Source organism: Pseudomonas sp. 8(2025) (assembly GCF_052665325.1).
Window position 1 is genome coordinate 518,415 of sequence record NZ_JBQOIE010000003.1, and the last position, 25,431, is coordinate 543,845.

At 61.2% G+C, this 25,431-nt stretch carries 22 protein-coding genes; 9 read left to right on the top strand and 13 right to left on the bottom strand.

Annotation, left to right across the window (positions count from 1 at the left end):
* Positions 1–35: 35 nt before the first annotated feature.
* On the top strand, positions 36–344 hold the full coding sequence (locus ACUXVH_RS09210; RefSeq protein ID WP_015634115.1) for a YhbY family RNA-binding protein: 309 nt from the start codon (positions 36–38) through the stop codon (positions 342–344).
* Positions 345–356: 12 nt separating this feature from the next.
* Here ACUXVH_RS09210 and ACUXVH_RS09215 read toward each other — a convergent pair whose 3' ends face one another.
* The 8 genes from ACUXVH_RS09215 to grpE all read right to left on the bottom strand — a co-directional run bounded on the left by ACUXVH_RS09215 (position 357) and on the right by grpE (position 10,856).
* Positions 357–761, bottom strand: a complete 405-nt coding sequence (locus tag ACUXVH_RS09215; protein WP_011059194.1) for a hypothetical protein — start codon at positions 759–761, stop codon at positions 357–359.
* Between the two features lie 28 nt (positions 762–789).
* Entirely contained in the window at positions 790–1,266 is a 477-nt protein-coding gene (gene greA / locus ACUXVH_RS09220) for a transcription elongation factor GreA (RefSeq protein WP_011059193.1), read from the bottom strand.
* Positions 1,263–4,484, bottom strand: a complete 3,222-nt coding sequence (carB, locus tag ACUXVH_RS09225; protein WP_011059192.1) for a carbamoyl-phosphate synthase large subunit — start codon at positions 4,482–4,484, stop codon at positions 1,263–1,265. Before carB ends, greA begins: the two co-directional genes overlap by 4 nt.
* 129 nt (positions 4,485–4,613) lie before the next feature.
* Complete coding sequence (carA, locus tag ACUXVH_RS09230) at positions 4,614–5,750, bottom strand: glutamine-hydrolyzing carbamoyl-phosphate synthase small subunit (protein WP_011059191.1); 1,137 nt, start codon at positions 5,748–5,750, stop codon at positions 4,614–4,616.
* 256 nt (positions 5,751–6,006) lie between these two features.
* Entirely contained in the window at positions 6,007–6,813 is an 807-nt protein-coding gene (gene dapB, locus ACUXVH_RS09235; RefSeq protein WP_011059190.1) for a 4-hydroxy-tetrahydrodipicolinate reductase, read from the bottom strand.
* A 10-nt stretch (positions 6,814–6,823) separates the two neighbouring features.
* Positions 6,824–7,948, bottom strand: coding sequence for a molecular chaperone DnaJ (dnaJ, locus tag ACUXVH_RS09240; protein WP_015634112.1), 1,125 nt, complete (start codon positions 7,946–7,948; stop codon positions 6,824–6,826).
* Positions 7,949–8,270: 322 nt separating this feature from the next.
* Positions 8,271–10,187 carry a molecular chaperone DnaK gene (gene dnaK / locus ACUXVH_RS09245; RefSeq protein WP_011059188.1) on the bottom strand — a complete coding sequence of 639 codons (1,917 nt, stop codon included), beginning with the start codon at positions 10,185–10,187 and terminating at the stop codon, positions 8,271–8,273.
* Between the two features lie 102 nt (positions 10,188–10,289).
* A complete protein-coding gene (gene grpE / locus ACUXVH_RS09250; RefSeq protein WP_011059187.1) occupies positions 10,290–10,856 on the bottom strand; it encodes a nucleotide exchange factor GrpE in 567 nt (188 codons plus the stop codon).
* Positions 10,857–11,106: 250 nt separating this feature from the next.
* Between grpE and recN the strand changes: the two genes are divergently transcribed.
* On the top strand, positions 11,107–12,780 hold the full coding sequence (recN, locus tag ACUXVH_RS09255; RefSeq protein WP_011059186.1) for a DNA repair protein RecN: 1,674 nt from the start codon (positions 11,107–11,109) through the stop codon (positions 12,778–12,780).
* Between the two features lie 94 nt (positions 12,781–12,874).
* Here the strand turns inward: recN and fur are convergent, their stop codons facing one another.
* A complete protein-coding gene (gene fur / locus ACUXVH_RS09260; RefSeq protein ID WP_011059185.1) occupies positions 12,875–13,279 on the bottom strand; it encodes a ferric iron uptake transcriptional regulator in 405 nt (134 codons plus the stop codon).
* A gap of 98 nt (positions 13,280–13,377) precedes the next feature.
* Between fur and ACUXVH_RS09265 the strand changes: the two genes are divergently transcribed.
* The gene (locus ACUXVH_RS09265) at positions 13,378–13,905 is read left to right on the top strand and encodes an outer membrane protein assembly factor BamE (protein WP_011059184.1); all 528 of its coding nucleotides are present in this window, start codon (positions 13,378–13,380) and stop codon (positions 13,903–13,905) included.
* Between the two features lie 60 nt (positions 13,906–13,965).
* Here the strand turns inward: ACUXVH_RS09265 and ACUXVH_RS09270 are convergent, their stop codons facing one another.
* From ACUXVH_RS09270 to ACUXVH_RS09280, 3 genes are read right to left on the bottom strand one after another with little or no spacing between them, the layout of a single operon-like run.
* Positions 13,966–14,280, bottom strand: coding sequence for an RnfH family protein (locus ACUXVH_RS09270; RefSeq protein WP_053149012.1), 315 nt, complete (start codon positions 14,278–14,280; stop codon positions 13,966–13,968).
* Entirely contained in the window at positions 14,273–14,707 is a 435-nt protein-coding gene (locus ACUXVH_RS09275; RefSeq protein ID WP_011059182.1) for a type II toxin-antitoxin system RatA family toxin, read from the bottom strand. The genes ACUXVH_RS09270 and ACUXVH_RS09275 overlap by 8 nt, the downstream gene beginning before the upstream one ends.
* A gap of 7 nt (positions 14,708–14,714) precedes the next feature.
* Positions 14,715–16,118 (bottom strand): sodium-dependent transporter, encoded by a 1,404-nt coding sequence (locus tag ACUXVH_RS09280; RefSeq protein ID WP_065364631.1) that lies wholly within the window; start codon positions 16,116–16,118, stop codon positions 14,715–14,717.
* Between the two features lie 117 nt (positions 16,119–16,235).
* Here ACUXVH_RS09280 and smpB point away from each other — a divergent pair, with 117 nt between their 5' ends.
* On the top strand, positions 16,236–16,718 hold the full coding sequence (gene smpB / locus ACUXVH_RS09285) for an SsrA-binding protein SmpB (RefSeq protein ID WP_011059180.1): 483 nt from the start codon (positions 16,236–16,238) through the stop codon (positions 16,716–16,718).
* 81 nt (positions 16,719–16,799) lie between these two features.
* On the opposite strand, the gene ACUXVH_RS09290 is transcribed toward smpB, so the two are convergent.
* Positions 16,800–17,567, bottom strand: a complete 768-nt coding sequence (locus ACUXVH_RS09290; RefSeq protein ID WP_015634108.1) for an FCD domain-containing protein — start codon at positions 17,565–17,567, stop codon at positions 16,800–16,802.
* A gap of 261 nt (positions 17,568–17,828) precedes the next feature.
* On the opposite strand from ACUXVH_RS09290, the gene ACUXVH_RS09295 reads away from it, so the two are divergent.
* The 5 genes from ACUXVH_RS09295 (at position 17,829) to ACUXVH_RS09315 (ending at position 25,428) form a co-directional block, all read left to right on the top strand.
* Positions 17,829–19,523 carry a lactate permease LctP family transporter gene (locus ACUXVH_RS09295; RefSeq protein WP_065364632.1) on the top strand — a complete coding sequence of 565 codons (1,695 nt, stop codon included), beginning with the start codon at positions 17,829–17,831 and terminating at the stop codon, positions 19,521–19,523.
* 151 nt (positions 19,524–19,674) lie between these two features.
* Positions 19,675–20,499 (top strand): (Fe-S)-binding protein, encoded by an 825-nt coding sequence (locus ACUXVH_RS09300; protein WP_065364633.1) that lies wholly within the window; start codon positions 19,675–19,677, stop codon positions 20,497–20,499.
* On the top strand, positions 20,496–21,950 hold the full coding sequence (locus tag ACUXVH_RS09305; protein ID WP_065364634.1) for a LutB/LldF family L-lactate oxidation iron-sulfur protein: 1,455 nt from the start codon (positions 20,496–20,498) through the stop codon (positions 21,948–21,950). Before ACUXVH_RS09300 ends, ACUXVH_RS09305 begins: the two co-directional genes overlap by 4 nt.
* Positions 21,950–22,621, top strand: coding sequence for a LutC/YkgG family protein (locus tag ACUXVH_RS09310; protein ID WP_065364635.1), 672 nt, complete (start codon positions 21,950–21,952; stop codon positions 22,619–22,621). Before ACUXVH_RS09305 ends, ACUXVH_RS09310 begins: the two co-directional genes overlap by 1 nt.
* The gene (locus ACUXVH_RS09315) at positions 22,618–25,428 is read left to right on the top strand and encodes an FAD-binding and (Fe-S)-binding domain-containing protein (RefSeq protein WP_065364636.1); all 2,811 of its coding nucleotides are present in this window, start codon (positions 22,618–22,620) and stop codon (positions 25,426–25,428) included. Before ACUXVH_RS09310 ends, ACUXVH_RS09315 begins: the two co-directional genes overlap by 4 nt.
* Positions 25,429–25,431 lie beyond the last annotated feature (3 nt).

The window sequence follows — 25,431 nt, forward strand, 5'->3', positions numbered from 1 at the left end:
CCGCTTTTTACAAGATCAGACGCAGGGGTCAGATTATGCCGCTCACTCAAGAGCAGAAGAAACAGTACAAATCCATTGGCCACCATCTGAAACCAGTATTGACTGTGGCTGACAACGGTTTGACCGAAGGTGTATTAGCCGAACTTGAACGCGCCTTGAGCGATCACGAGCTGATCAAGATCAAGCTCAACATCCTCGAGCGCGAGTCGCGCCTGGAAGCCATTGCCCAATTGTGCAAGGCCGGCAAAGCGGATCTGGTGCAGGTCATCGGCAAGATGGCGCTGATCTACCGCAAGAACGCCAAGGTAAACAAGCAATTGTCGAACGTCCATCGTTTCCACTGACGTCGACTCGGGTCAAGGGTGTGCCTGGCGCACCCTGCCACCCCATCCCGGCACTGGCTGCAACACCAGTACCAGCCCGGAAAAACCCAGGACCAGATAGCTGAACAACTGCCAGCGCTGAGCTTCCGGCAACAAGATGCGTACGACGAAATACATCGCACACGCATACATCGCCATCAATAGCAGTTGCCCCCGAATATCCCGCCACAAGCTCCTCAGCCCTTCGGACTGGATCAATACCAGTATCTGCAGGACCAGGCACGCCGCCGAAAAACCTACCAGCAACGCACTGAGCAGCGACGAGATTTCTTCGATCAGCAAGGGGGCAAGGCCAATCTGCCCCAGGGCGGGCAGCAAGCCGAGATGCAACAACCACAAGCCGCCGACCCACAACATCTGGGCCAGCTGCCAAAGCATGGCGCCCGCGTGCAGCGGGCGCCTTCTTTCAGATGTGACGGACTTCGACAATCTCGTACTCGATAACGCCACCAGGCGTTTTGACCGCCACCACATCACCCTCTTCCTTGGCAATCAAGGCGCGAGCGATCGGCGAGCCGACGGAAATTTTACCGAGTTTGATGTCAGCCTCGTCCTCACCCACGATCTGGTAGGTGACGCTTTCGTCAGTTTCGACGTTGGCGATTTCTACCGTGGTGCCAAAGATCACCTTGCCGGTATGGGGAATGGTCGTGACATCGATGACCACCGAGTTCTGCAGGCGGCCTTCAATATCGCGGATCCGCGCCTCTACCATGCCCTGCTGTTCGCGAGCAGCATGGTATTCGGCGTTTTCCTTCAGGTCACCCAACTCGCGGGCCGTACCGATGTCCTGGCTGAGCTTCGGACGCACGACCTTGGTCAGGTGAGCATGCTCTTCTTCCAGGGCGCGCGCGCCCTGGACGGTCATTGGGTATTTATTCATGCCTTCAATCCTGCGTGTAGATCCTGCAAGCGACGCACGGTCTTTTCCGGACCGAACTTCAACGCTTCACAGATAGCTTCGCCAGCAGCAATGGTGGTGGTGCAGTAGATCTTGTGCTGCAAGGCGTTACGACGAATGGAATAAGAGTCAGCAATCGACTGACGGCCTTCGGTGGTGTTGATGATCAGAGTGACTTCGTCGTTCTTGATCATATCGACTACATGCGGACGACCTTCAGTCACCTTGTTCACACGACGCACCTTCAGGCCGGCCGCCTCGATCAGCTTGGCGGTGCCCGCAGTAGCGACCACTTCGAAGCCCAAGTTGATCAGATCACGGGCCACGCCTGCAACCAGAGGCTTGTCATCGTCGCGCACGCTGATGAACGCAGTACCGCCGGTCGGCAGCACTTCGCTGGCACCCATCTGGGCCTTGGCAAAGGCTTCGCCGAAGGTGTCGCCCACGCCCATCACTTCACCGGTGGACTTCATCTCTGGGCCGAGGATCGGGTCGACGCCCGGGAACTTGGCAAACGGGAATACCGCTTCCTTGACGCTGTAGAAGTTCGGAATGATTTCCTTGGTGAAGCCCAGCTCTTTCAGGGTCTTACCGGCCATCACACGAGCAGCGATCATCGCCAGGGAGACACCGATGCACTTGGAAACGAACGGCACGGTCCGGGAAGCGCGCGGGTTCACTTCGATGACGTAGATCTGATCGCCCTGCAGGGCCAGCTGCACGTTCATCAGGCCAACCACACCCAGCTCCAGGGCCATTTTCTTGACCTGCTCGCGCATCTCGTCCTGGATGTGCGCCGGCAGCGAGTACGGCGGCAGCGAGCACGCAGAGTCACCGGAGTGAACGCCAGCCTGCTCGATGTGCTGCATGATGGCGCCGATCACTACGTCGGTGCCGTCGCAGACCGCATCCACGTCCATTTCAATGGCGCAGTTGAGGAAGTGATCCAGCAGCACCGGGCTGTCGTTGGACACTTGCACCGCTTCGCGCAAGTAGCGCTTGAGCTCATCTTCCTCGTAGACGATTTCCATCGCCCGGCCGCCCAGCACGTAGGACGGACGCACCACCAGCGGGTAACCGATCTTGGCGGCGGCACGAATTGCTTCGTCTTCGCTGCGCACGGTAGCGTTTGGTGGCTGACGCAGATTCAGGCGTTCGACCATCTGCTGGAAGCGCTCACGGTCTTCGGCGCGGTCGATAGCGTCTGGGCTGGTGCCGATGATCGGCACGCCGGCGGCTTCCAGGGCACGAGCCAGTTTCAGCGGAGTCTGGCCGCCGTACTGCACGATCACGCCTTTTGGCTTCTCGACACGGACGATTTCCAGCACGTCTTCCAGGGTCACTGGCTCGAAGTACAGGCGATCCGAAGTGTCGTAGTCGGTGGAAACGGTTTCCGGGTTGCAGTTGACCATGATGGTTTCGTAACCATCGTCGCGCAGCGCCAGGGCGGCGTGTACGCAGCAGTAGTCGAACTCGATGCCCTGGCCGATACGGTTTGGACCACCGCCCAGAATCATGATCTTGTCGCGGGTCGAAGGTGCGGCTTCGCACTCTTCTTCATAAGTCGAGTACAGGTACGCGGTGTCGGTGGCGAACTCGGCGGCGCAGGTGTCGACGCGCTTGTAGACCGGGAACACTTCCAGCTTCTGACGATGTGTGCGCAGGTTCTTCTCGGTCACGCCCAGCAACTTGGCCAGACGCTGATCGGAGAAGCCTTTGCGCTTGAGGCGGAACATCAGGTCGCGGTCGATGGCCGACAGGCCCAGGGTCTTGACCTTCTCTTCTTCCTTGATCAGGTCTTCGATCTGCACCAGGAACCAAGGATCGATCATGTTCATGCCGAAGATCTGCTCGACGGTCATGCCGGCACGGAAGGCATCAGCCACGTACCAGATACGCTCGGCGCCGGGCACGGTCAGTTCGCGCTTGAGCACGTTCATGCTTTCCGGATTGCTCAGGTCGAGCTTGGGATCCAGGCCGCAAACGCCCACTTCCAGACCGCGCAGGGCTTTCTGCAGGGATTCCTGGAAGGTCCGACCGATAGCCATGACCTCACCCACCGACTTCATCTGGGTGGTCAGGCGCGCGTCGGCCTTGGAGAACTTCTCGAAGGCGAAGCGTGGCAGCTTGGTCACGACGTAGTCGATGGACGGCTCGAAGGACGCCGGGGTCTTGCCGCCGGTAATATCGTTGGACAGCTCGTCCAGGGTGTAGCCGACAGCCAGCTTGGCCGCGACCTTGGCGATCGGGAAACCGGTGGCTTTCGAAGCCAGCGCCGAGGAACGGGATACCCGCGGGTTCATCTCGATCACGACCATGCGGCCAGTGTTCGGGCAGATACCGAACTGCACGTTGGAACCGCCAGTTTCCACACCGATCTCGCGCAGCACCGCCAGGGAGGCGTTACGCAGGATCTGGTATTCCTTGTCGGTCAGGGTCTGCGCCGGAGCCACGGTGATGGAGTCACCGGTGTGCACGCCCATCGGGTCGAAGTTCTCGATGGAGCAGACGATGATGCAGTTGTCCTTCTTATCGCGGACCACCTCCATCTCGTACTCTTTCCAGCCGATCAGGGATTCGTCGATCAGCAGTTCCTTGGTCGGCGACAGGTCCAGACCGCGGGCGCAGATCTCTTCGAACTCTTCACGGTTGTAGGCGATGCCACCACCGGTGCCACCCATGGTGAAGGATGGACGGATGATGCAAGGGAAGCCCAGCTTGTCGAGGACCGCATTGGCCTCTTCCATGCTGTGGGCAATACCGGAGCGCGGGCACGCCAGGCCGATGGACTTCATGGCAGCGTCGAAGCGCGAACGGTCTTCAGCCTTGTCGATGGTGTCGGCGTTGGCGCCGATCATCTCTACGCCGAACTTCTCCAGGACGCCTTCACGCTCCAGGTCCAGGGCGCAGTTCAGCGCAGTCTGGCCGCCCATGGTCGGCAGCAGCGCGTCCGGACGCTCTTTCTCGATGATCTTGGCAACGGTCTGCCACTTGATCGGCTCGATGTAGGTGGCGTCGGCCATGGCCGGGTCGGTCATGATGGTGGCCGGGTTGGAGTTCACCAGGATGACCCGGTAACCCTCTTCGCGCAGGGCCTTGCAAGCCTGGGCGCCGGAGTAGTCGAATTCGCAGGCCTGGCCGATCACGATCGGGCCAGCGCCAAGAATCAGGATGCTTTTAATGTCTGTACGTTTTGGCATGGGTTGTCACTCAAATCCGCAGGTCAGTCGGCAAGCCGTCTTGAACATTCTCTGAGGCGCCCGAGGGGTTCCGCCGGATTTGCCGGGGCCGCCCTCAAGCGCTGCTCGCTACACTTTCAAGGCGAGCGCTTAGCGTCGCTTGGCCATCTCGTTGATGAAGCGGTCGAACAGCGGCGCCACATCGTTCGGGCCCGGGCTGGCTTCCGGGTGGCCCTGGAAGCTGAACGCGCTCTTGTCGGTACGCTCGATACCCTGCAGGGTGCCGTCGAACAGCGACTTGTGGATCGCCCGGACGTTGCCCGGCAGCGTGGCTTCATCCACCGCAAAACCGTGGTTCTGGCTGGTGATCATGACCACGCCGCTGTCCAGATCCTGCACCGGGTGGTTGGCACCGTGGTGGCCGTGGCCCATTTTCAGGGTCTTGGCACCAGAGGCCAGGGCCAGCAGTTGGTGACCCAGGCAGATGCCGAACACCGGAATCTCGGTTTCGAGGATTTCCTTGATCGCCTTGATGGCGTAGTCGCAAGGCTCGGGGTCACCTGGGCCGTTGGACAGGAACACACCGTCAGGCTTGAGAGCCAGCACATCGCTCGCTGGGGTCTGGGCAGGCACCACGGTGACGCGGCAACCGCGCTCCACCAGCATGCGCAGGATATTCAGCTTGACCCCGTAGTCGTAGGCAACCACGTGATACGGCAGCTCGGAAGCCTCGATGGTGGCGTGGCTGTCGGTCTTCAGATCCCAGACAGTCGAACGCCACTCGTAGCTTTCCTTGGTGCTGACGACTTTCGCCAGGTCCATGCCTTTGAGGCCAGGGAAGCCGCGCGCTGCAGCGATCGCCGCTTCTTCGGAAATGTTGTCACCGGCCATGATGCAGCCGTTCTGTGCACCTTTCTCACGCAGGATGCGGGTCAGGCGACGGGTGTCGATACCAGCGATCGCCACCACGTTGTTGGCTTTCAGGTAATCGGACAGAGACAGGGTGTTACGCCAGTTGCTGGCTACCAGCGGCAGGTCACGGATGACCAGGCCGGCCGACCACACACGGTCGGACTCGGCATCTTCCGGCGTGGTGCCGGTGTTGCCGATGTGGGGATAAGTCAGGGTAACGATTTGCTGGGCGTAGGAAGGATCGGTAAGGATTTCCTGATAGCCGGTCATTGCGGTGTTGAACACCACCTCACCAACGGTTTGACCGTCGGCTCCAATGGCTTCGCCACGAAAAATGCTGCCATCAGCAAGGGCGAGTATGGCTGGCTTAGTCAAGAAGACCTCCCGTAAATAGAGCCTGAAAGGGCGATCGCAGGTTGCAAAAAAGCGGAATGACGTATAGACACGTCACCCCGCTTCTTCGTCGAATTATCTGCGCGCTTTTAGTGGACACACTAAAGCTGTAGCTTACAGAAAAAGGCTTTTTCGGTCCACCGCTAATGAGCCCTAAAGGCAGAGGAATGCGACAGAACATCGCCTAGCGGTACGAAGTGGGGTTGAAGGACAGCCTCAACCCCACTTCAGATGCATCTCAACGCAGATCCAGCACATCCTGCATGTCGTATAGGCCGGCCTCGCGCCCGTCCAGCCACAGCGCGGCACGCACCGCGCCCTTGGCGAAGGTCATGCGACTGGAGGCCTTGTGGGTAATCTCCAGGCGCTCGCCCTCAGTGGCAAACAGCACGGTGTGATCCCCCACCACATCGCCACCACGAACCGTGGCGAAGCCGATGGTTTCACGCTCACGGGCGCCGGTATGGCCTTCACGACCATACACCGCGACCTGCTGCAGATCGCGCCCCAGAGCGCTGGCGATCACCTCACCCATGCGCAGGGCGGTGCCCGATGGCGCATCGATCTTGTGTCGGTGATGCGCCTCGATGATCTCGATATCCGCATCATCACCCAGCACCCGAGCCGCCATATCCAGCAGCTTCAGCGACAGGTTGACCCCAACACTGAAGTTGGCAGCGAAGACGATCGGAATCTCCTTGCCCGCCTCGGCCAGCAATTGCTTTTCCCTGGCACCCAGGCCGGTGGTACCGATCACCATGGCCTTGCCTGCCTTGCGGCAGAACGCCAAGTTCTTGAGCATCACTTCCGGCAAGGTGAAGTCGATCAGTACATCGAACTCATCAACCACCTTCTCCAGGCTGTCGGACATCGGCACGCCAAGACGCCCCAGGGATGCCAGCTCACCCGCATCCGCCCCCACCAGAGAACTGCCCGGACGCACGATCGCCGCGGTCAGCCCGGAGAGCGGCGAACGCAGTTGCACGGCCTCGACCAGGGTCTTGCCCATGCGCCCAGCGGCGCCCATCACTGCTATACGTCGCATGCGTTACTCCTTACAGGTCGCCGAAGAAGCGCTTGACGCCCTCGAACCAGCCGGTAGTTTTCGGCGAGTGAGAATTGTCGTCGTCCAGCGAACCACGCAACTCTTCCAGCAGCTCGCGCTGACGACGACTCAGGTTCACTGGCGTCTCCACCGCAACCCGGCACATCAGGTCGCCGGCACCGCCGCCACGCACGGGAGCAACGCCCTTGCCACGAATCCGGAACTGCTTGCCGGTCTGGGTTCCCTCTGGGATCTTCAGCTTGACCCGACCATCCAGGGTCGGAATCTCCAGCTCGCCACCCAGCGCCGCATCAACGAAGCTGATAGGCACTTCGCAGAACAGGTGCTTGCCGTCACGCTGGAAGATCGCGTGCTCGCGCACATTGATCACCACATACAGGTCGCCAGTCGGACCACCCTGGGTCCCCGCCTCGCCTTCGCCGGACAGGCGAATACGGTCGCCGGTATCAACCCCTGCCGGCACTTTCACCGACAGCGTCTTGTACTCTTCGACCCGACCTTCGCCGTGGCAGGAATCGCACGGATCGGAAATGATCTTGCCCTGGCCATGGCAGCGCGGGCAGGTCTGCTGCACCGAGAAGAAACCCTGCTGCATGCGCACCTGACCAATACCGCCACAGGTCGGACAAGTGACAGGGGAAGACCCCTTCTTGGCGCCCGAACCATCGCATGGCTTGCAGTTGACCAGTGTCGGCACACGGATATTCACCGTGGTGCCACGCACCGCCTCTTCCAGGTTCAACTCCAGGGTGTAACGCAGGTCGCTGCCGCGTTGCGCACCGCCACGGGAACCGCCGCGACCGCCACCGAAGAAATCACTGAACACGTCACCGAAGATATCGGAGAAGTTCTGCCCGCCGAAGCCGGCACCCCCGCCACCCATGCTCGGGTCGACACCAGCGTGGCCGTACTGGTCATACGCGGCACGCTTGCTGGAATCGGACAGTACTTCGTAGGCCTCGTTGGCCTCCTTGAACATGTCTTCCGACGCTTTGTCGCCGGGATTACGGTCCGGGTGATGCTTCATCGCCAAGCGACGGTAAGCCTTTTTCAGCTCCGCATCGCTGGAGCCACGCTCCACACCCAACACTTCGTAATAGTCACGCTTTGCCATAAGTCTTTGCACTCTTAAGGACGTCCGGCAAACCCTCCTGAGCTCTGCCAAACTCGCTGAGCCCCAATACAGGCCCGGACCCAACTCACGTCAATTCAACGATCCTGGTCTTGGAAAGCCAACCCGGTTGCGGGCCGACCATTGCGGTCATCACAGCCGGAAAGCAGGAGCTTCTCCGACCCGACCGCCAGCGCACAAACGGAGCTTGTACGCCGTCAAAATTTCGCTGACTCCAGACACGCCAACGCGGGAGCAAGCTCCCGCGCGGCGACATCCTACCAGTCACCGCCCAAAGGCAGTCAACCGGCCGACCAACAAGCCATTACTTGTGGTCTTTTACTTCTTCGAACTCGGCGTCGACGACATCGTCGGCTTTTTCAGCGGACTCGGCGTGCGGTGCCGCGCCTTCTGCAGGCTGAGCCTGTTCGGCGTACATCTTCTGGGCAACCGGGGCCGAGACTTTCGACAGCTCTTCGACCTTAGCGTCGATGGCGGCCTTGTCGTCGCCTTTGACAGCGGCTTCCAGGGCAACCACGGCAGCTTCGATCGCGGTCTTCTCTTCCGCAGTCACTTTGTCGCCGGCGTCAGCCACCATCTTGCGAGTCGAGTGCACCAACGCGTCACCCTGGTTACGGGCAGTGGCCAGCTCTTCGAACTTGCGATCCTCTTCCGAGTTGGCTTCCGCGTCACGGATCATCTGCTGGATCTCTTCATCCGACAGACCCGAGTTGGCCTTGATCACGATCGACTGAGTCTTGCCGGTAGCCTTGTCCTTCGCACCTACGTGCAGGATGCCGTTGGCATCGATGTCGAAGGTCACTTCGATCTGCGGCACGCCACGTGGAGCTGGTGGAATGTCGGCCAGGTCGAACTTGCCCAGGGACTTGTTCTGCGCGGCTTGCTTGCGCTCGCCCTGCAGTACGTGAATGGTCACTGCGCCCTGGTTGTCGTCGGCAGTCGAGAACACTTGGGATTTCTTGGTAGGAATCGTGGTGTTTTTCTCGATCAGCGCGGTCATCACGCCACCCATGGTTTCGATACCCAGGGTCAGCGGGCTGACGTCCAGCAGCAGTACGTCTTTCACGTCGCCGGCCAGTACCGCACCCTGGATGGCAGCACCCATGGCAACAGCTTCGTCCGGGTTGACGTCCTTGCGGGCTTCCTTACCGAAGAAGTCGGTTACGGTCTTCTGTACCAGCGGCATACGGGTCTGGCCGCCGACCAGGATCACGTCGTTGATCGAACCCACGTCGATACCGGCGTCTTTGAGCGCGATACGGCAAGGCTCGATGGTGCGCTGAACCAGGTCTTCAACCAGCGACTCCAGCTTGGCGCGGGAAATCTTCACGTTCAGGTGCTTAGGACCGGTGGCATCTGCAGTGATGTACGGCAGGTTGACGTCGGTCTGCTGGCTCGAGGACAGCTCGATCTTGGCTTTCTCGGCAGCTTCTTTCAGGCGCTGCATGGCCAGCGGGTCACCCTTGAGGTTCATGCCGCTTTCTTTCTTGAACTCATCAACCAGGTAGTCGATCAAGCGGATGTCGAAGTCTTCACCACCGAGGAAGGTGTCACCGTTGGTGGCCAGCACTTCGAACTGGTGCTCGCCATCGACTTCAGCGATTTCGATCACCGAAACGTCGAAAGTACCACCGCCCAGGTCGTAAACGATCACGGTGTGATCGCCCTTGGCCTTGTCCATACCGTAGGCCAGAGCGGCTGCGGTTGGTTCGTTGATGATACGTTTGACGTCCAGGCCTGCGATGCGGCCGGCGTCTTTGGTCGCCTGGCGCTGGCTGTCGTTGAAGTAGGCCGGAACAGTGATGACCGCTTCGGTCACGGCTTCGCCGAGGTAGTCTTCGGCGGTCTTCTTCATTTTCTTGAGGATTTCAGCCGAGATTTGTGGCGGAGCCATTTTCTGGCCGTTCACTTCAACCCAGGCGTCGTTGTTGTCAGCCTTGACGATCTTGTAAGGGACCATCTGGATGTCTTTCTGCACAACTTCTTCGTCGAAGCGACGACCGATCAGACGCTTTACTGCGTACAGGGTGTTGTGCGGGTTGGTGACAGCCTGACGCTTGGCCGACTGACCTACCAGGATTTCGCCATCGTTGGCGTACGCGATGATCGACGGCGTGGTACGCGCGCCTTCAGCGTTTTCGATAACTTTTACGTTGCCGTTTTCAAGAATGGAGACGCACGAGTTGGTGGTCCCCAAGTCAATACCGATAATCTTGCCCATGTTAACTCTCCCGAAACTTTGGATTTGGATGCCGCAGCTGTGGTGGCAAACTGCGGTAGCACTTAAACGCTTGACTGATAAATGGGGGCTCTACAGCCGTTTTCAAGCCTTTTCGTCAATCGAAGGCGAAACCGGTGCAGGAGCCTTGCTGACCACGACCATGGCCGGGCGCAGCAGGCGACCGTTGAGCTGGTAGCCCTTCTGGAACACTTTCAGAACACTGTTCGGCTCGACATCCGCGCTTTCCTGCATGGCCATGGCCTGATGCTGTTCAGCGTTGAAGGGTTCGCCGTGTGGATCGATGGCTTCCAGCTGATAACGCTTGAGGGTGTCGTGGAACATCTTCAAGGTCAGCTCGATGCCTTCACGCATCGGGCGGATGCTTTCGTCGTCCGGGTTGGACAGCTCCAGGCCACGTTCCAGGCTGTCGATCACCGGCAGCAGGTCGCCGGCAAACTTCTCCAGCGCGAATTTGTGAGCTTTCTCCACGTCCTGCTCAGCGCGGCGGCGGACGTTCTGCAGATCGGCAGCAACACGCAAAGCCTGATCCTGCGCGCCAGCCAGTTGCTCTTCGAGCACTTGTACACGAGCCGCCAGGTCATCACCCGATGCCTCGGGAGCCTGATTGGCGTCTAGATTTTGCGTATCCAGCGTCTGTTCGTCAGCCATGAAATTCTCCTTTCAATATCGTCTGTGAGCCGGGCTCACTCTTCTGCCCAGCTATATGGGGTCGCATTTTCAAGGTTCAAGTCCGCAGCCACAGCAAAAGTCGTTCCGACCCGATAAATCCTGTATGTGGACATTACCGAGCGCACTAAAAAGCCAGAACGACCAAGCAAATCGAGCTAAGGGAAAGCATTGTCAGCCCGAAACAAAACACTGTATAAATAACCAGACATCTAGTTTGGGAGCGGCCTTAATGCTGGTGCACCTGTCCGTACACAATTACGCCATCGTCGAACACCTGGATCTGGAACTCGATCGCGGGATGAGCGTCATTACCGGCGAGACCGGTGCCGGCAAGTCGATCATGCTCGACGCGCTCGGCCTGACCCTGGGTGATCGTGCCGACAGCGGCGTGGTACGCCCCGGAGCCGACAAGGCCGATATCCTCGCCACCTTCGATCTGGCGGATATCCCCGAGGCCCACGCCTGGCTGGCCGAGCGCGACCTGGACACCGACGGCCCGTGCATCCTGCGTCGAGTCATCACGGCAGAAGGACGTTCCCGCGGCTATATCAACGGTACGCCCTGCCCGCTCGGAGACTTGAAAGCCCTGGGCGAACTGCTGATCGATATCCACAGCCAGCATGAACACCAGTCGCTGCTCAAGACCGATACCCATAGGCGCCTGCTGGACGAGTACGCCGGCGCAACCGACCTGGCGCGCCAGGTGCAACTGGCTGCGCAGCGCTGGCGCCAGACCCGCCTGGAGCTGGAGCGCCTGTCCAACTCCGGCGACGAGCAGCGCGCTCGCCATCAACTGCTCAGTTACCAGCTCGAAGAACTGGAAAACCTGGGGCTCGGGGAAAATGAACTCGAACAGCTGGAGCAGGAGCACAAGAACCTGACCAATGCCGAAACACTGCTGGGCATCTGCCGCCAGGTGGTGGAGCAATGCAGCGAAAGTGATTCAGGCAATGTCCTGAACGCCCTGACTGTCAGCCTCAACCGCCTGTCGAGCATCGGCAACTCCTCGGGCTCCCTGGGGGAGGCCACCAACCTACTGGCCAGCGCGCAGATCCAGGTCGAAGAAGCCGTGGGCGAGTTGAATCGTTTCCTTGACCACTTCGACGCAGATCCGGCACGCCTGCAACAACTCGAAGAACGCCTCGACGCCATCTATACCCTGGCGCGCAAGCATCGCATCCAGCCCTTCGAACTCGCCGCCATGCAGCAAACCCTGCTGGATGAAATCGAGACTCTGGACGCCAATGACGAATCCATCGAACGGCTGGGCGAAGAGCTGCAATCCTTCGCTCGTCATTATCAGGAGAAAGCCCAGGAACTGAGCCAGTTGCGCCAGCAGGCCGCGACCAGCCTGGCCAGCGCAGTGGAGCAGGAAATCCAGCGCCTGGGCATGCCCGGAGGGCGCTTCACCATCGAGCTGCGCGCCAACAGCAGCGATGAACTGCTGCCCAACGGCCTGGAGCAGGTGGAACTGCTGGTCAGTGCCAACCCTGGGCAACCCCTCAAGGCCCTGGCGAAAGTCGCGTCCGGCGGTGAGCTGTCACGTATCAGCCTGGCGATCCAGGTCATCACCGCGCAGACCTCGCGGGTTCCCACATTGGTATTCGACGAAGTCGACGTGGGGATTGGCGGCCCGACAGCCGAGATCGTCGGCCAGCTGCTGCGCCGCCTCGGCGAACGCGGCCAGGTATTGACCGTGACACACCTGCCGCAAGTCGCCGCCCAGGGGCATCAGCATCTGTTCGTGCACAAGGTGCGCGGCAGCGATGCCACTCATACCGCAGTATCCAAGCTGGGCAAGAATGAGAGGGTCGAGGAGGTGGCGCGGATGCTCGGCGGCATCGACCTGACCAAGGAGTCTCTGGCCCACGCCAAGAAAATGGTGGTGACCGCCAAGGCCTGAACCTTCAGCGCTTCTTTTATATAGGCGCAAAACACGAAGGCGACCCTAGGGTCGCCTTCGATCGTTTCACGACGATAAACGCCGCGTGAGGGGCTTACTTCTTCTTGCGCACGTACAGCACAAGATTGTGATCCACCAACTCGAAACCGTGCTTTTCGACAATCGCCTTCTGAAGCTTTTCGATTTCTTCGTCGAAGAATTCGATCACTTCACCAGACTCCACGTTGACCATATGGTCGTGGTGACCGCCATCCGCCAGCTCGAATACAGCGTGACCGCCATCAAAATTATGGCGTACCACCAGTCCGGCTGCTTCGAATTGAGTCAGTACACGGTAAACCGTGGCCAGACCCACATCCTCACCAGCTTCCATCAGCGCCTTGTAGACATCCTCGGCGCTCATGTGCCGCTGCTCGGTGGAATCGAGCATTTGTAGAATTTTGACTCGTGGCAGAGTCACTTTGAGGCCGGCTTTACGTAGTTCGCTATTTTCAACCATGGTCAGCTTTCTCGCCGATGCTGCTTCGCAGCTTCTCTTAATGCGGGTATGATCGGGGTTTACGTTGTCCCAGCCAAGATAGTGGAAGTCGCCCACCGATGCAAAACACCAAGCTCTTGCTAACCAGTTTCACCTTCGTGGGACTGCTCGCACTCGCCGGTTGTTCATTCCCCGGGGTTTACAAAATCGACATCCAGCAGGGCAATGTCGTCACGCAGGACATGATAGACCAGTTGCGCCCCGGAATGACCCGACGGCAAGTACGGTTTATCATGGGCAACCCTCTGTTGACCGACACGTTCCATGCCGATCGCTGGGATTATCTCTACAGCCTGCAGCCTGGTGGTGGTGAACGCCAACAGGAACGCGTGAGCCTGATCTTCAACGGCAACGACCAGTTGGTCAGCTTGGCCGGTGACTTCATGCCGGGTGTAAGCCGCGACGAAGCCCTGCTGGGCAAGGACAGCGCCAACACCGTGACAGCGCCTGCCGAGAACGTCGAGAAACCAAAAGCCGAGAAACCAGCCAAGCCTGGCTCGCTGCTCGACCAGATCCAGAAGGACGTGGATGGCGTGAAAACCGTGCCAGTTCCTACGCCTGAACCACTGGATACTTCGCCGGAATAATTTGTGGCGAAATAAAAAAGCCCGGGCATGCCCGGGCTTTTTATTGCCTGCCACCATCAATCACGATTCGCGCTTGCGTGCCTCGGCCGCTTTCGCCGCCCGCAGACGCCGAACCTCTTTCGGATCGGCCAGCAATGGGCGATAGACCTCGATCCGATCCCCCGCCTGAATCACATGCTGTTCAGGGTCACTGACCTGCTTGCCGAAGATCCCCACCGGACAAGCCGCCAGATCCAGTTCGGGAAATTGCTGCCCGATGGCTGAAGCCTGCAAGGCTGCACGCAGCGTCGACCCCTGGGGCACCTGCACACTGATCAACGCCTGGCGATCGACAGCCGCGTAGGCCACCTCAATCGAAATCATCGGCTCAGCCATGCAACTGCTTGGCCCGCTGGCAGAAAGCGTCCACCAGGGTATTCGCCGCCTGGTTGAACAGCGGCCCCAAGGTCGCTCGAACCAAAGGCCCCGCATAATCGAAAGACAGATCAAGGCTGATCTTGCAGGCCTTCTCGCCCAGCGGCTTGAACACCCACACGCCATGCAACTGATTGAATGGCCCCTCCTCCAGATTCATCTCGATCGACTGCCCCGGCACCAGATTGTTGCAGGTAACGAAGCGCTGGCTCATGCCGCCCTTGGCCACCGCCAGGCTCGCGCGCATCCGCTCTTCGCTGCTTTCCAGCACCTCGGCCGACGAGCACCAGGGCAGAAACTCCGGGTACCGGGCCACGTCATTGACCAGGTCGTAAAGGAACTGCGCCGGATAGGGCAGAAGGGCCGAACGTTGAATATGGGTCGTCATGTGAGCTTCATTTCCACAACTGGGCGGCAAACACCACAAGAATGCCGACGGGCGCCACATAGCGCATCAAAAACAAGGCCAGAGCGAATAACAGCGGGCTACGTAACGACAGCTCATCACGAACTGCCTCACGGCCCATCACCCAACCTGCAAATACCACGAAGCACAAACCGCCAAGAGGCAACATGATCCGCGAGGTGAAAAAGTCGATCACACCAAAGAAGTCCAGACCGCCGGCCGCGCCCCATTGGTAGAGATGAAAAACGCCGCCTTCGTTCACGAAAAATTTGGCCTGTTGCCAGATGTTGAAAGAGAACACCGTTCCCAATCCCACGAACCAGCAACTGAACGCCAGCCAGAATGTCACCCAGCCGCGGCGGATTTTAGTCCTCTCGACGAGATAAGCCACCATCGGCTCCAACAAGGAAATGGCCGAACTCCAGGCAGCGATCGCCACCAGGATAAAGAACACTACGCCCATAAGCTGGCCGAACGCCACATTCCCGAAGGCAAACGGCAGGCTGATGAACATCAGCCCCGGCCCTTCGCCGGGGTTCAGCCCGGCGGCAAATACAATGGGGAACAGGGCCATCCCAGCCACCAGCGAAACGAAGGTATCCAGCAGCGCCACCCCGACCACGGTGCCGGCCAGGGACGAATGCTTGGGCATGTAGGCGCCGTAGATCATGATCGAGCCCACTCCCACGCTGAGGGAAAAGAACGCGTGCCCCATGGCTGGCAACAGCCCGTCCAGCAAACGCTCCAGGCTGAAGTCGAACATGAAGTGCAGGCCCTGCATGAAATGCCCGGTGGTCATGCTGTAGCCCAGCAGCACCAGCAACATCACGAACAGCAGTGGCATCATGACCCGCAGGCTGCGCTCAAGCCCGGCCACCACACCCTTGGCAATCACCAGCGCCGACAACAGCATGAACAGCGTGTGCCACAGGGTCAGGCGCCAGGGGTCGGCCGTCACCGCGGAAAAATAGGCGCCGACCTGATCCGCCGTGACACCCTGAAAATCGCCGCGCCCCATGTCGATGATGTAGTCCAGGGACCAACCACCCACCACGCTATAGAAGGAGAGGATCAGCAGCGCCGTGATCATTCCGGCAAAGGCGCCCCAGGACCACCTGGCCGAATGCCCGGCCTCCAGGGCCAGCACCTTCAGGGCATTCGCCGGGCTTTGCCGCGCGCGGCGGCCAATCAGGGTTTCCGCCAGCATCACCGGCAACCCGATCAGCGCAATACACGCCAGAAACACCAGGACAAAGGCACCACCACCATAGACGCCGACCATGTAGGGGAATTTCCAGATACTCCCCAGGCCCACGGCCGAACCAGTTGCAGCGAGTATAAAGACCCAGCGGCTTGCCCAGCCGCCGTGGACAGAGACCCTGTCTGTCGACATCGTTAACGCGCCCAACCGAAAAAAAAGAGGCCGCATTGTCCGGGATTCAATCAACCTGCTCAAGCACGCTGCGTCACCGTAGCCGACGCGCGCGCAACTCCCTATAATGCCGCCCCTATGGCTAAACAGAAGAAACACCCAACAGGGACCATCGCGCAAAATAAAAAGGCGCGTCACGATTACTTCATCGAACATCGGTTCGAGGCTGGCATGGTCCTGGCCGGCTGGGAAGTAAAGAGTCTGCGTGCAGGCAAGGCACAGCTGGTGGACAGTTATGTGCTGCTCAAGGATGGTGAAGCCTGGTTGCTCGGCAGCCACTTCACGCCATTGACCACCGCCAGCACCCACGTCATTGCCGACCCTACGCGCTCGCGCAAGCTGCTGCTCAACCAGCGCGAGCTGGAAAAGCTGTTTGCCGCCGTGCAACAGAAGGGTTATGCCTGCGTATGCCTTTCGCTCTACTGGAGCAAGCACCTGGTCAAGTGTGAGATCGCACTGGGCAAGGGCAAGAAGGAATACGACAAGCGTCATACCGAACGCGAGCGCGATTCCGATCGCGAACTGCAGCGTGCGGTGCGGACCAAGGGCAAGGAAGACTGATCTTCCTGCCTTGAGGTCGCTTTCGCCGGCAAGCCGGCTCCTACAACACCCAGGTAGGAGCCGACTTGCCGGCGATTTGCATTACATGCCCTTGCGCCGTTCGGCCCGGGCCACTCGCTGCACTTCCTGACGCACTTCTTCGAGCACTTCCTGCACATAGAGAATGTGCCGGCTGGAGATTTCCCGTGCCTCTTCGGCCCGCCCTTCGATAATTGCCTGGTACAGGTCTCGGTGCTGGCTGATCAGCATGTCGCGGGTTTCCGTGCGCTGCTTGTACATGCCACCGATGTTGGTCACCACGTTGCGTTTGAGCAGGTCGAACAGCCCGCGGATGGTGTGCAGCAGCACGGCGTTGTGGCTGGCCTCGGCAATCGCCAAGTGGAACTTGGCATCCGCCGCACCCTCCTCGATACGACTGACATCGTCGGAACGGGAATAACAATCCTGCAACTCCTCGAAGGCTTGAGTCAGCCGCTCACGATCCACTGCCGTCGCCCGCAGCGCCGCGTAATAGGCGCAGGACGCTTCCAGCGTATGCCGGAACTCCAGCAGGTCGCGCTGGGCATCGGTGTTGTTTTCCAGCAGGTGCAGCAGAGGATCGCTGAAGGTCGAGCCCAGGGATTCCACCACGTAGTTGCCGCCACCCTGGCGGCTGATCAGCAGCCCCTTGGCCGTGAGCTTCTGGATCGCCTCGCGCAGTGAGGGCCGGGAGACACCAAACTGCTCGGCCAGGGCGCGCTCGGCCGGCAGCCGCTCGCCGGCCGTCAAGGTGCCTTCAAGAATCATCCCTTCCAGACGCTCGACGATATCGTCGGACAAACGGCGCTGGCGTATCTGATCAAACCCCATAACTCACTCTCCACCCTCCCGACCCTTCGCCGGGGGGCTCTATTCTGGCCTATTCATGGCGCGCCAACACCTGTCAGAACACGGCCATTTGCACCGATCAGATGCCCGCGCCATAGCGCATTCGACAAAAGTTTTAGGGCGGCAAATTGACACACCGAGCACAAGGCTTTTACCCTAGCCAACAGCGATTGTAAATTGGTCTTACCAATTAACCAAGACGCTAGCAGTGCCTGACCAACAACAATTAGGGGCCACCCCATTATGCAAACCTGGCAACAGCTCTATAGCCCGCTTGGCAGCCTCGGCCTGTCCGCCCTCGCCGCCGTTATCCCGATCGTGTTTTTCTTCCTGGCTCTGGCCGTGTTCCGTCTCAAAGGACACGTCGCCGGGAGTATCACCCTGGCCTTGTCGATCCTGGTGGCGATCTTCGCCTTCCAGATGCCCACCGACATGGCCCTCGCTGCCGCTGGCTATGGATTTGCCTACGGTCTGTGGCCCATCGCCTGGATCATTGTCGCCGCCGTTTTCCTCTACAAGCTGACCGTGAAGAGCGGCCAGTTCGAAATCATCCGCAGCTCGGTGCTGTCGATCACCGACGACCAGCGCCTCCAGGTGCTGTTGATCGGTTTCTGCTTCGGTGCCTTCCTTGAAGGGGCTGCCGGCTTTGGCGCGCCGGTGGCGATCACCGCCGCCCTGCTGGTGGGCCTGGGCTTCAACCCGCTGTACGCCGCCGGCCTGTGCCTGATCGCCAACACCGCGCCCGTGGCCTTCGGCGCCCTGGGGATTCCGATCATCGTCGCCGGCCAGGTGACCGGCATCGACGCCTTCAAGATCGGCGCCATGACCGGCCGCCAGCTGCCGCTGCTGTCGCTGTTCGTGCCGTTCTGGCTGGTGTTCATGATGGACGGCATGCGTGGCGTCAAAGAGACCTGGCCCGCCGCACTGGTGGCCGGCCTGAGTTTCGCCATCACCCAGTACTTCACCTCGAACTTCATCGGCCCGGAACTGCCGGACATCACCTCGGCCCTGGCCAGCCTGATCTCCCTGACCCTGTTCCTGAAAATCTGGCAGCCCAAGCGCACCGCCGGCGCGCAGATTGCCGGTGCCACCTCCAGCGCGGCCATCACCGCCAGTGCCGGTGGCTTCGGCCAGCCACGCCAAACCCAGGCCTCACCCTACAGCCTGGGCCAGATCTTCAAGGCCTGGTCGCCGTTCCTGATCCTCACCGTGCTGGTGACCATCTGGACCCTCAAGCCCTTCAAGGCGATGTTCGCTGCCGGCGGCTCGATGTACGGCTGGGTGTTCAACTTCGCCATCCCGCACCTGGATCAGCTGGTGATCAAGATGGCGCCGATCGTGACCACGCCAACGGCCATCCCGGCGGTGTTCAAGCTCGACCCGATCTCGGCCACCGGCACGGCGATCTTCTTCTCCGCGCTGATCTCCATGCTGGTGCTGAAGATCGACTTCAAAACTGGTCTGACCACTTTGAAAGAGACCTTCTACGAGCTGCGCTGGCCGATCCTGTCCATCGGCATGGTGCTGGCGTTCGCCTTCGTCACCAACTACTCGGGCATGTCCTCGACCATGGCCCTGGTCCTGGCTGCCACCGGCGCGGCATTCCCGTTCTTCTCGCCGTTCCTGGGCTGGCTCGGGGTGTTCCTCACCGGCTCCGATACCTCGTCCAACGCCCTGTTCAGCTCGCTGCAGGCCACCACCGCACACCAGATCGGGGTCAATGACACTCTGCTGGTCGCGGCCAACACCAGCGGCGGCGTAACCGGCAAGATGATCTCGCCGCAATCGATCGCCGTGGCCTGCGCCGCCACCGGCCTGGTGGGCAAGGAGTCGGACCTGTTCCGCTTCACCCTCAAGCACAGTCTGTTCTTTGCCACTATTGTCGGTCTGATCACCCTGGCCCAGGCCTACTGGTTCACCGGCATGCTGGTGCACTAAGCAACACCTGCGACACCGATGGAACCGACGCCGCCCTCACCCGCGGCGTCAGTCATTCACCACCCGGTCTGCAAGGCTGCTGAAAGCTTGCTGGTTTATCTTTCAGCCGCCGCAACGGACGAATAACCGGGACCACCCGGAGACACGCCTGATGAGCGAGCTTTTCTACAACGCCGTGCCCAATGCGACCCGTGTCGCACCGCCGCTGGCCGAACCCCGGCAGTACCCTAGTGCGAAGCCGGCGCGGGTCTACCTGTTCGGCACCTGCGTGGTCGACCTGTTCTATCCCGAAGCCGGGATGGACGCGATTCACCTGCTGGAGCGCGAAGGCATTCGCGTGGAGTACCCGCAAGGGCAAAGCTGCTGCGGACAACCGGCCTACACCTCGGGTTACACCGAGCAGGCGCGCACCGTGGCCCGCTCGCAACTGGCGCTGTTTGCCGGCGACTATCCGGTGGTGGTGCCGTCGGGTTCCTGCGCAGGCATGCTGCGCGAGCATTACGCGGACTTGTTCAAGGACGAGCCCGAAACGCTGAAACAGGTGCAGGCCCTGGCCGCCCGCACCTATGAACTGGCCGAGTTCCTCCTGCACGTGTGCAAGGTGCAGCTCAAGGACAGCGGCGCCCCGGTCAAGGTGGCGCTGCACACCTCCTGCTCGGCACGCCGGGAAATGAACACCCACCTGCACGGCCGTGAGTTGCTGTCACAGCTGAGCAACGTGGAACGGGTAGAACACAGCCACGAAAGCGAATGCTGTGGCTTTGGCGGGACTTTCAGCGTCCGAATGCCGGACATCTCCGGCGCCATGGTGGCGGACAAGACCCGCGCGCTGAAGGAATCCGGCGCCCACCAGGTACTGAGTGCCGACTGCGGCTGCCTGATGAACATCAACGGCGCGCTGGAGAAACAACAAGAGGCATTGCGCGGCCAGCACCTGGCGAGCTTCCTCTGGCAACGTACTGGAGGTGCGCAATGAGCACCCCAGAGCTGATTCCGACCACCAACGTGGCGGACGATTTTCGCACCCGGGCCCACCAGGCCCTGGGTGACCAACAACTGCGAAACAACTTTCGCAGCGCCATGGATTCACTCATGGCCAAGCGTGCGGCTTCGTTCAGCGATGCCCACGAAAGAGAACACCTGCGCGCCCTGGGCAATGCGATTCGCGCCCGGGCGTTATCCAAGCTGCCCGACCTGCTCGAGCGGCTGGAACAGAACCTGACCCGCAACGGTGTGACAGTGCACTGGGCGGAAACGGTGGACGAAGCCAATGGCATCGTCCTCTCGATCATCCGCGCTCACGAGGCGCGGCAAGTGATCAAGGGCAAATCGATGGTCAGCGAAGAGATGGAAATGAACCATGTCCTCGCTGAACAAGGCATTGAATGCCTTGAGTCGGACATGGGCGAGTTCATCGTCCAGCTCGACCACGAGAAGCCTTCACACATCATTATGCCGGCGATCCACAAGAATGCCGGTCAGGTCGCGTCCTTGTTCCACGACAAACTCGGCGTGGAGTACACCAAGGACGTTGACCAACTCATTCAGATCGGTCGCAAGGTCTTGCGGCAGAAATTCTTCGAAGCCGATATCGGCGTCTCCGGCGTCAATTTCGCCGTAGCCGAGACCGGCACCCTGCTGCTGGTGGAAAACGAAGGCAACGGGCGCATGTCCACCACCGTGCCGCCAGTGCACATCGCCGTCACTGGGATCGAGAAAGTCGTCGAGAACCTGCGGGACGTGGTGCCGCTGCTGTCGCTGCTGACCCGCTCGGCCCTGGGCCAGCCCATCACTACCTACGTCAACATGATCTCCGGCCCGCGCAAAGAGCATGAGCTCGACGGCCCCCAGGAAGTGCATCTGGTGCTGCTGGACAACGGCCGCAGCCAGGCCTTTGCCGACAGCGAACTGCGCCAGACCCTGAACTGCATCCGCTGCGGCGCCTGCATGAACCACTGCCCGGTCTACACCCGGGTCGGCGGCCACACTTATGGCGAGGTCTACCCGGGGCCGATCGGCAAGATCATCACCCCGCACATGGTGGGCCTGGCCAAGGTGCCGGATCACCCCAGCGCCTCGTCGCTGTGCGGCGCCTGTGGCGAAGTCTGCCCGGTGAAGATCCCGATCCCGGCCCTGCTGCGCCGACTGCGGGAAGAAAACGTCAAGGCCCCCGACAGCCCCCATCAAGTGATGCGCGGCCAGGGCAGCAAGTACTCGCGCAAGGAACGTTTCATCTGGAACGCCTGGGCCCGCCTCAACAGCTCGCCGACCCTGTATCGCCTGTTCACCCTGGCCGCCACCCGCCTGCGCGCCCTCGCCCCGAGCAAGGTCGGCCCCTGGACGCAGAACCACAGTGCGCCAAAACCCGCCGCCCGGTCGCTGCACGACCTGGCCCGTGAGCACCTGGACAAGCAGGGAGACCGCTGATGAGCGCGAAACACAACATCCTCGCCAAGCTGCGCAACAGCCTGACCGGCACCACGCCGATTGTGGATAACTTCGATGAGGCGCTGGTCACCGAGCCTTACAGCTACAGCGCGGAACAACGCATCCCGCAGCTGCGCAAACAGATGGAAGCGGTGCACACCGAAATCCACCTGAGCACCGGCGCCGGTTGGCCCGAACTGCTGGCCCGCCTGCTGCAGGAACGCCAGTTGCCCAGCCTGCTGATCGCCCCCGGCACGCCCCACGGCCAGCGGGTCACCCAGTACTGGGCCGAGCACCCGCAACTGCCGGCGCTCAAGGCCTACGACCGCCCGGTGGAAGAATGGAAAGCCGAGCTGTTCAACGACACCCCGGCCAGCCTCACGACCACCCTGGGCGCCATCGCCGCCACCGGCAGCCTGATCCTCTGGCCGACCCGGGAAGAGCCGCGGCTGATGAGCCTGGTGCCGCCGGTGCATTTCGCCCTGCTCAAGGCCAGCGAGATCCGCGACAACTTCTATCAGGTGCAGCAACAGATGAACTGGGCCGCCGGCATGCCGACCAACGCGCTGCTGGTGTCCGGCCCGTCGAAGACCGCTGATATCGAGCAAGTCCTGGCTTACGGCGCCCACGGCCCGAAAGACCTGGTGGTGCTGATCCTGGAGGACCAATGAGCCTACCGGCCGCTTTTCTGCGTGATGCCCAGCAACTGATTCCCCAGGAGCGGCGCTTCGACGACCCGCTCTCGACCCTGGCCTTCGGCACCGACGCCAGCTTCTACCGGCTGATCCCCAAGCTGGTGATCCGCGTCGAGTCCGAGGACGAAGTGGTCGCCCTGCTCCAGCTGGCCCAGCGCGACCGGGTGCCGGTGACCTTCCGTGCGGCGGGCACCAGCCTTTCCGGGCAGGCCATCAGTGACTCGGTGCTGATCGTTCTGGGGGATAACTGGAACGGCAAGGAGATTCGCCACCAGGGTGCGCAGATTCGCCTGCAGCCTGGTGTGATCGGCGCCCAGGCCAATGCCTGGCTGGCACCTTTCGGGCGCAAGATCGGCCCCGATCCGGCCTCGATCAACGCCTGCAAGATCGGTGGCATCGTCGCCAACAACGCCAGCGGCATGTGCTGCGGCACCGCGCAGAACACCTATCACACCCTGGCCGGCATCCGCCTGGTGCTGGCCGATGGCACGCGTCTGGATACCGAGGATGAGGCCAGCATCGCCGCCTTCCGCGCCAGCCATGGCCCGCTGCTGGAGCGCCTGGCCGAGCTGGGCCGCAGCACCCGCGCCAACAGCGAGCTGGCAGCGAAGATCCGCCACAAATACCGGCTGAAAAACACCACCGGCCTGTCCCTCAATGCCCTGGTGGATTTCGACGAGCCACTGGACATCCTCAGCCACCTGCTGGTGGGTTCCGAGGGCACCCTGGGCTTTATCAGCGCAGTGACCTACGACACGGTGATCGACCACCCGAACAAGGCGTCGGCGCTGATCGTCTTTCCCGATGTGGACACCTGCTGCAACGCGGTGACCGTGCTCAAGAGCCAGCCGGTATCTGCTGTGGAACTGCTGGACCGCCGCAGCCTGCGCTCGGTGCAGGACAAGCCCGGCATGCCGGCCTTCGTCCAGCAACTCTCGGCCAACGCTTGCGCGCTACTGATCGAGTCCCGCGCCGCATCCTCGTCTCTGCTGCATGAGCAACTGGCGCAGATCATGAATTCCCTGGCCGCCTTCCCGGTGGAAAAGCAGGTGGACTTCACTGAAGACCCGCAGGAAAACGCCAAGCTCTGGGCGATCCGCAAGGACACCTTCCCGGCGGTGGGCGCGGTGCGCAAGACCGGCACTACGGTGATCATCGAAGACGTGACCTTCCCCGTGGAACAGCTGGCCATCGGCGTCAACCGCCTGATCGAGCTGTTCGACAAGCACCACTACGACGAAGCGATCCTGTTCGGCCACGCCCTGGAGGGCAACCTGCACTTCGTCTTCACCCAGGGCTTCAACAGTAGCGAGGAAGTGAACCGCTACCAGGCGTTCATGGACGACGTGGCGCAACTGGTGGCGGTGGAATTCGGCGGTTCGCTGAAGGCCGAGCACGGCACCGGGCGCAACATGGCCCCCTTCGTCGAGCTGGAATGGGGCAGCGATGCCTACCAGCTGATGTGGCAGCTCAAGCGCCTGCTGGACCCCAACAACATCCTCAACCCGGACGTGGTACTCAGCGAAGACCCGCAGATCCACCTCAAGCACCTCAAGCCACTGCCGGCGGCCGACGAGATTGTGGATAAGTGCATCGAATGCGGCTTCTGCGAGCCGGTGTGCCCCTCCAAGGGGCTGACCCTGAGCCCGCGCCAGCGCATCGTCATCTGGCGTGATATCCAGGCGCGTAAACGGGCCGGCATCGATACGTCCGAGCTGGAAGCGGCCTATCAATACCAGGGCATCGACACCTGCGCCGCCACCGGGCTGTGCGCCCAGCGCTGCCCAGTGGGCATCAACACCGGCGAGCTGGTGAAGAAACTGCGCAGTGAACACGCCACCCATAACGGCACCGCCGACTGGCTCGGCTCGCACTTTGCCACCACCTTGCAGGGCGCCCGCTTCACCCTGCACGTGGCCAACGGTGCGCGCATGCTCTTGGGCGTGCCGCGCCTGAGCAAGCTGTCGGCGAGCCTGACACGCCTATCCAAAGGCCAGGTGCCGCAGTGGAGCAGCGCCATGCCTCAGCCGGAAAAGGCCATTCGCTTCAGCCCGAGCGTCAGCGACGCGCGTCCGCGGGTGGTGTACCTGGCAGCCTGTGTGTCCCGGGTCATGGGGCCAGCGGCGGGCGACAAGGAGCAAAGCTCGCTCTACGAGAAAACCCGCGGCCTGCTGGAAAAGGCCGGTTATCAAGTAGTGCTGCCGGACAACCTGGACAACCTCTGCTGCGGCCAGCCGTTCGCCTCCAAGGGCTACGCCACCCAGGCCGAGGACAAGCGCCAGGAACTGATCGGCGCCCTGCTCCACGCCAGCCGCGGCGGCCTCGACCCGATCTACTGCGACACCAGCCCCTGCACCCTGCGCCTAGTGCAAGACCTGGGGGACGTGCGCCTGGACCTCTACGATCCGGTACGTTTCATCCGCACCCACCTGCTGGAGCGCCTGGAGTTCACGCCGCAGGAAGCGCCGATCGCGGTGCACGTCACCTGCAGCACCCAGCACCTGGGCGAGAGCCAGGCCTTGATCGAACTGGCCCGGCGTTGCAGCAAGAATGTGGTAATCCCCGAAGGCATCCACTGCTGTGGTTTCGCCGGCGACAAGGGTTTCACCACCCCGGAGCTCAACGCCCACTCCCTGCGCAGCCTCAAGGACGCGGTGCAGTATTGCAGCGAAGGCATCTCCACCAGCCGCACCTGCGAAATCGGCCTCAGCCAGCATGGCGGGATCGACTATCACGGGCTGGTCTACCTGGTGGATCGGGTAACCCGGGCCAAGGCGCTCTGAGCC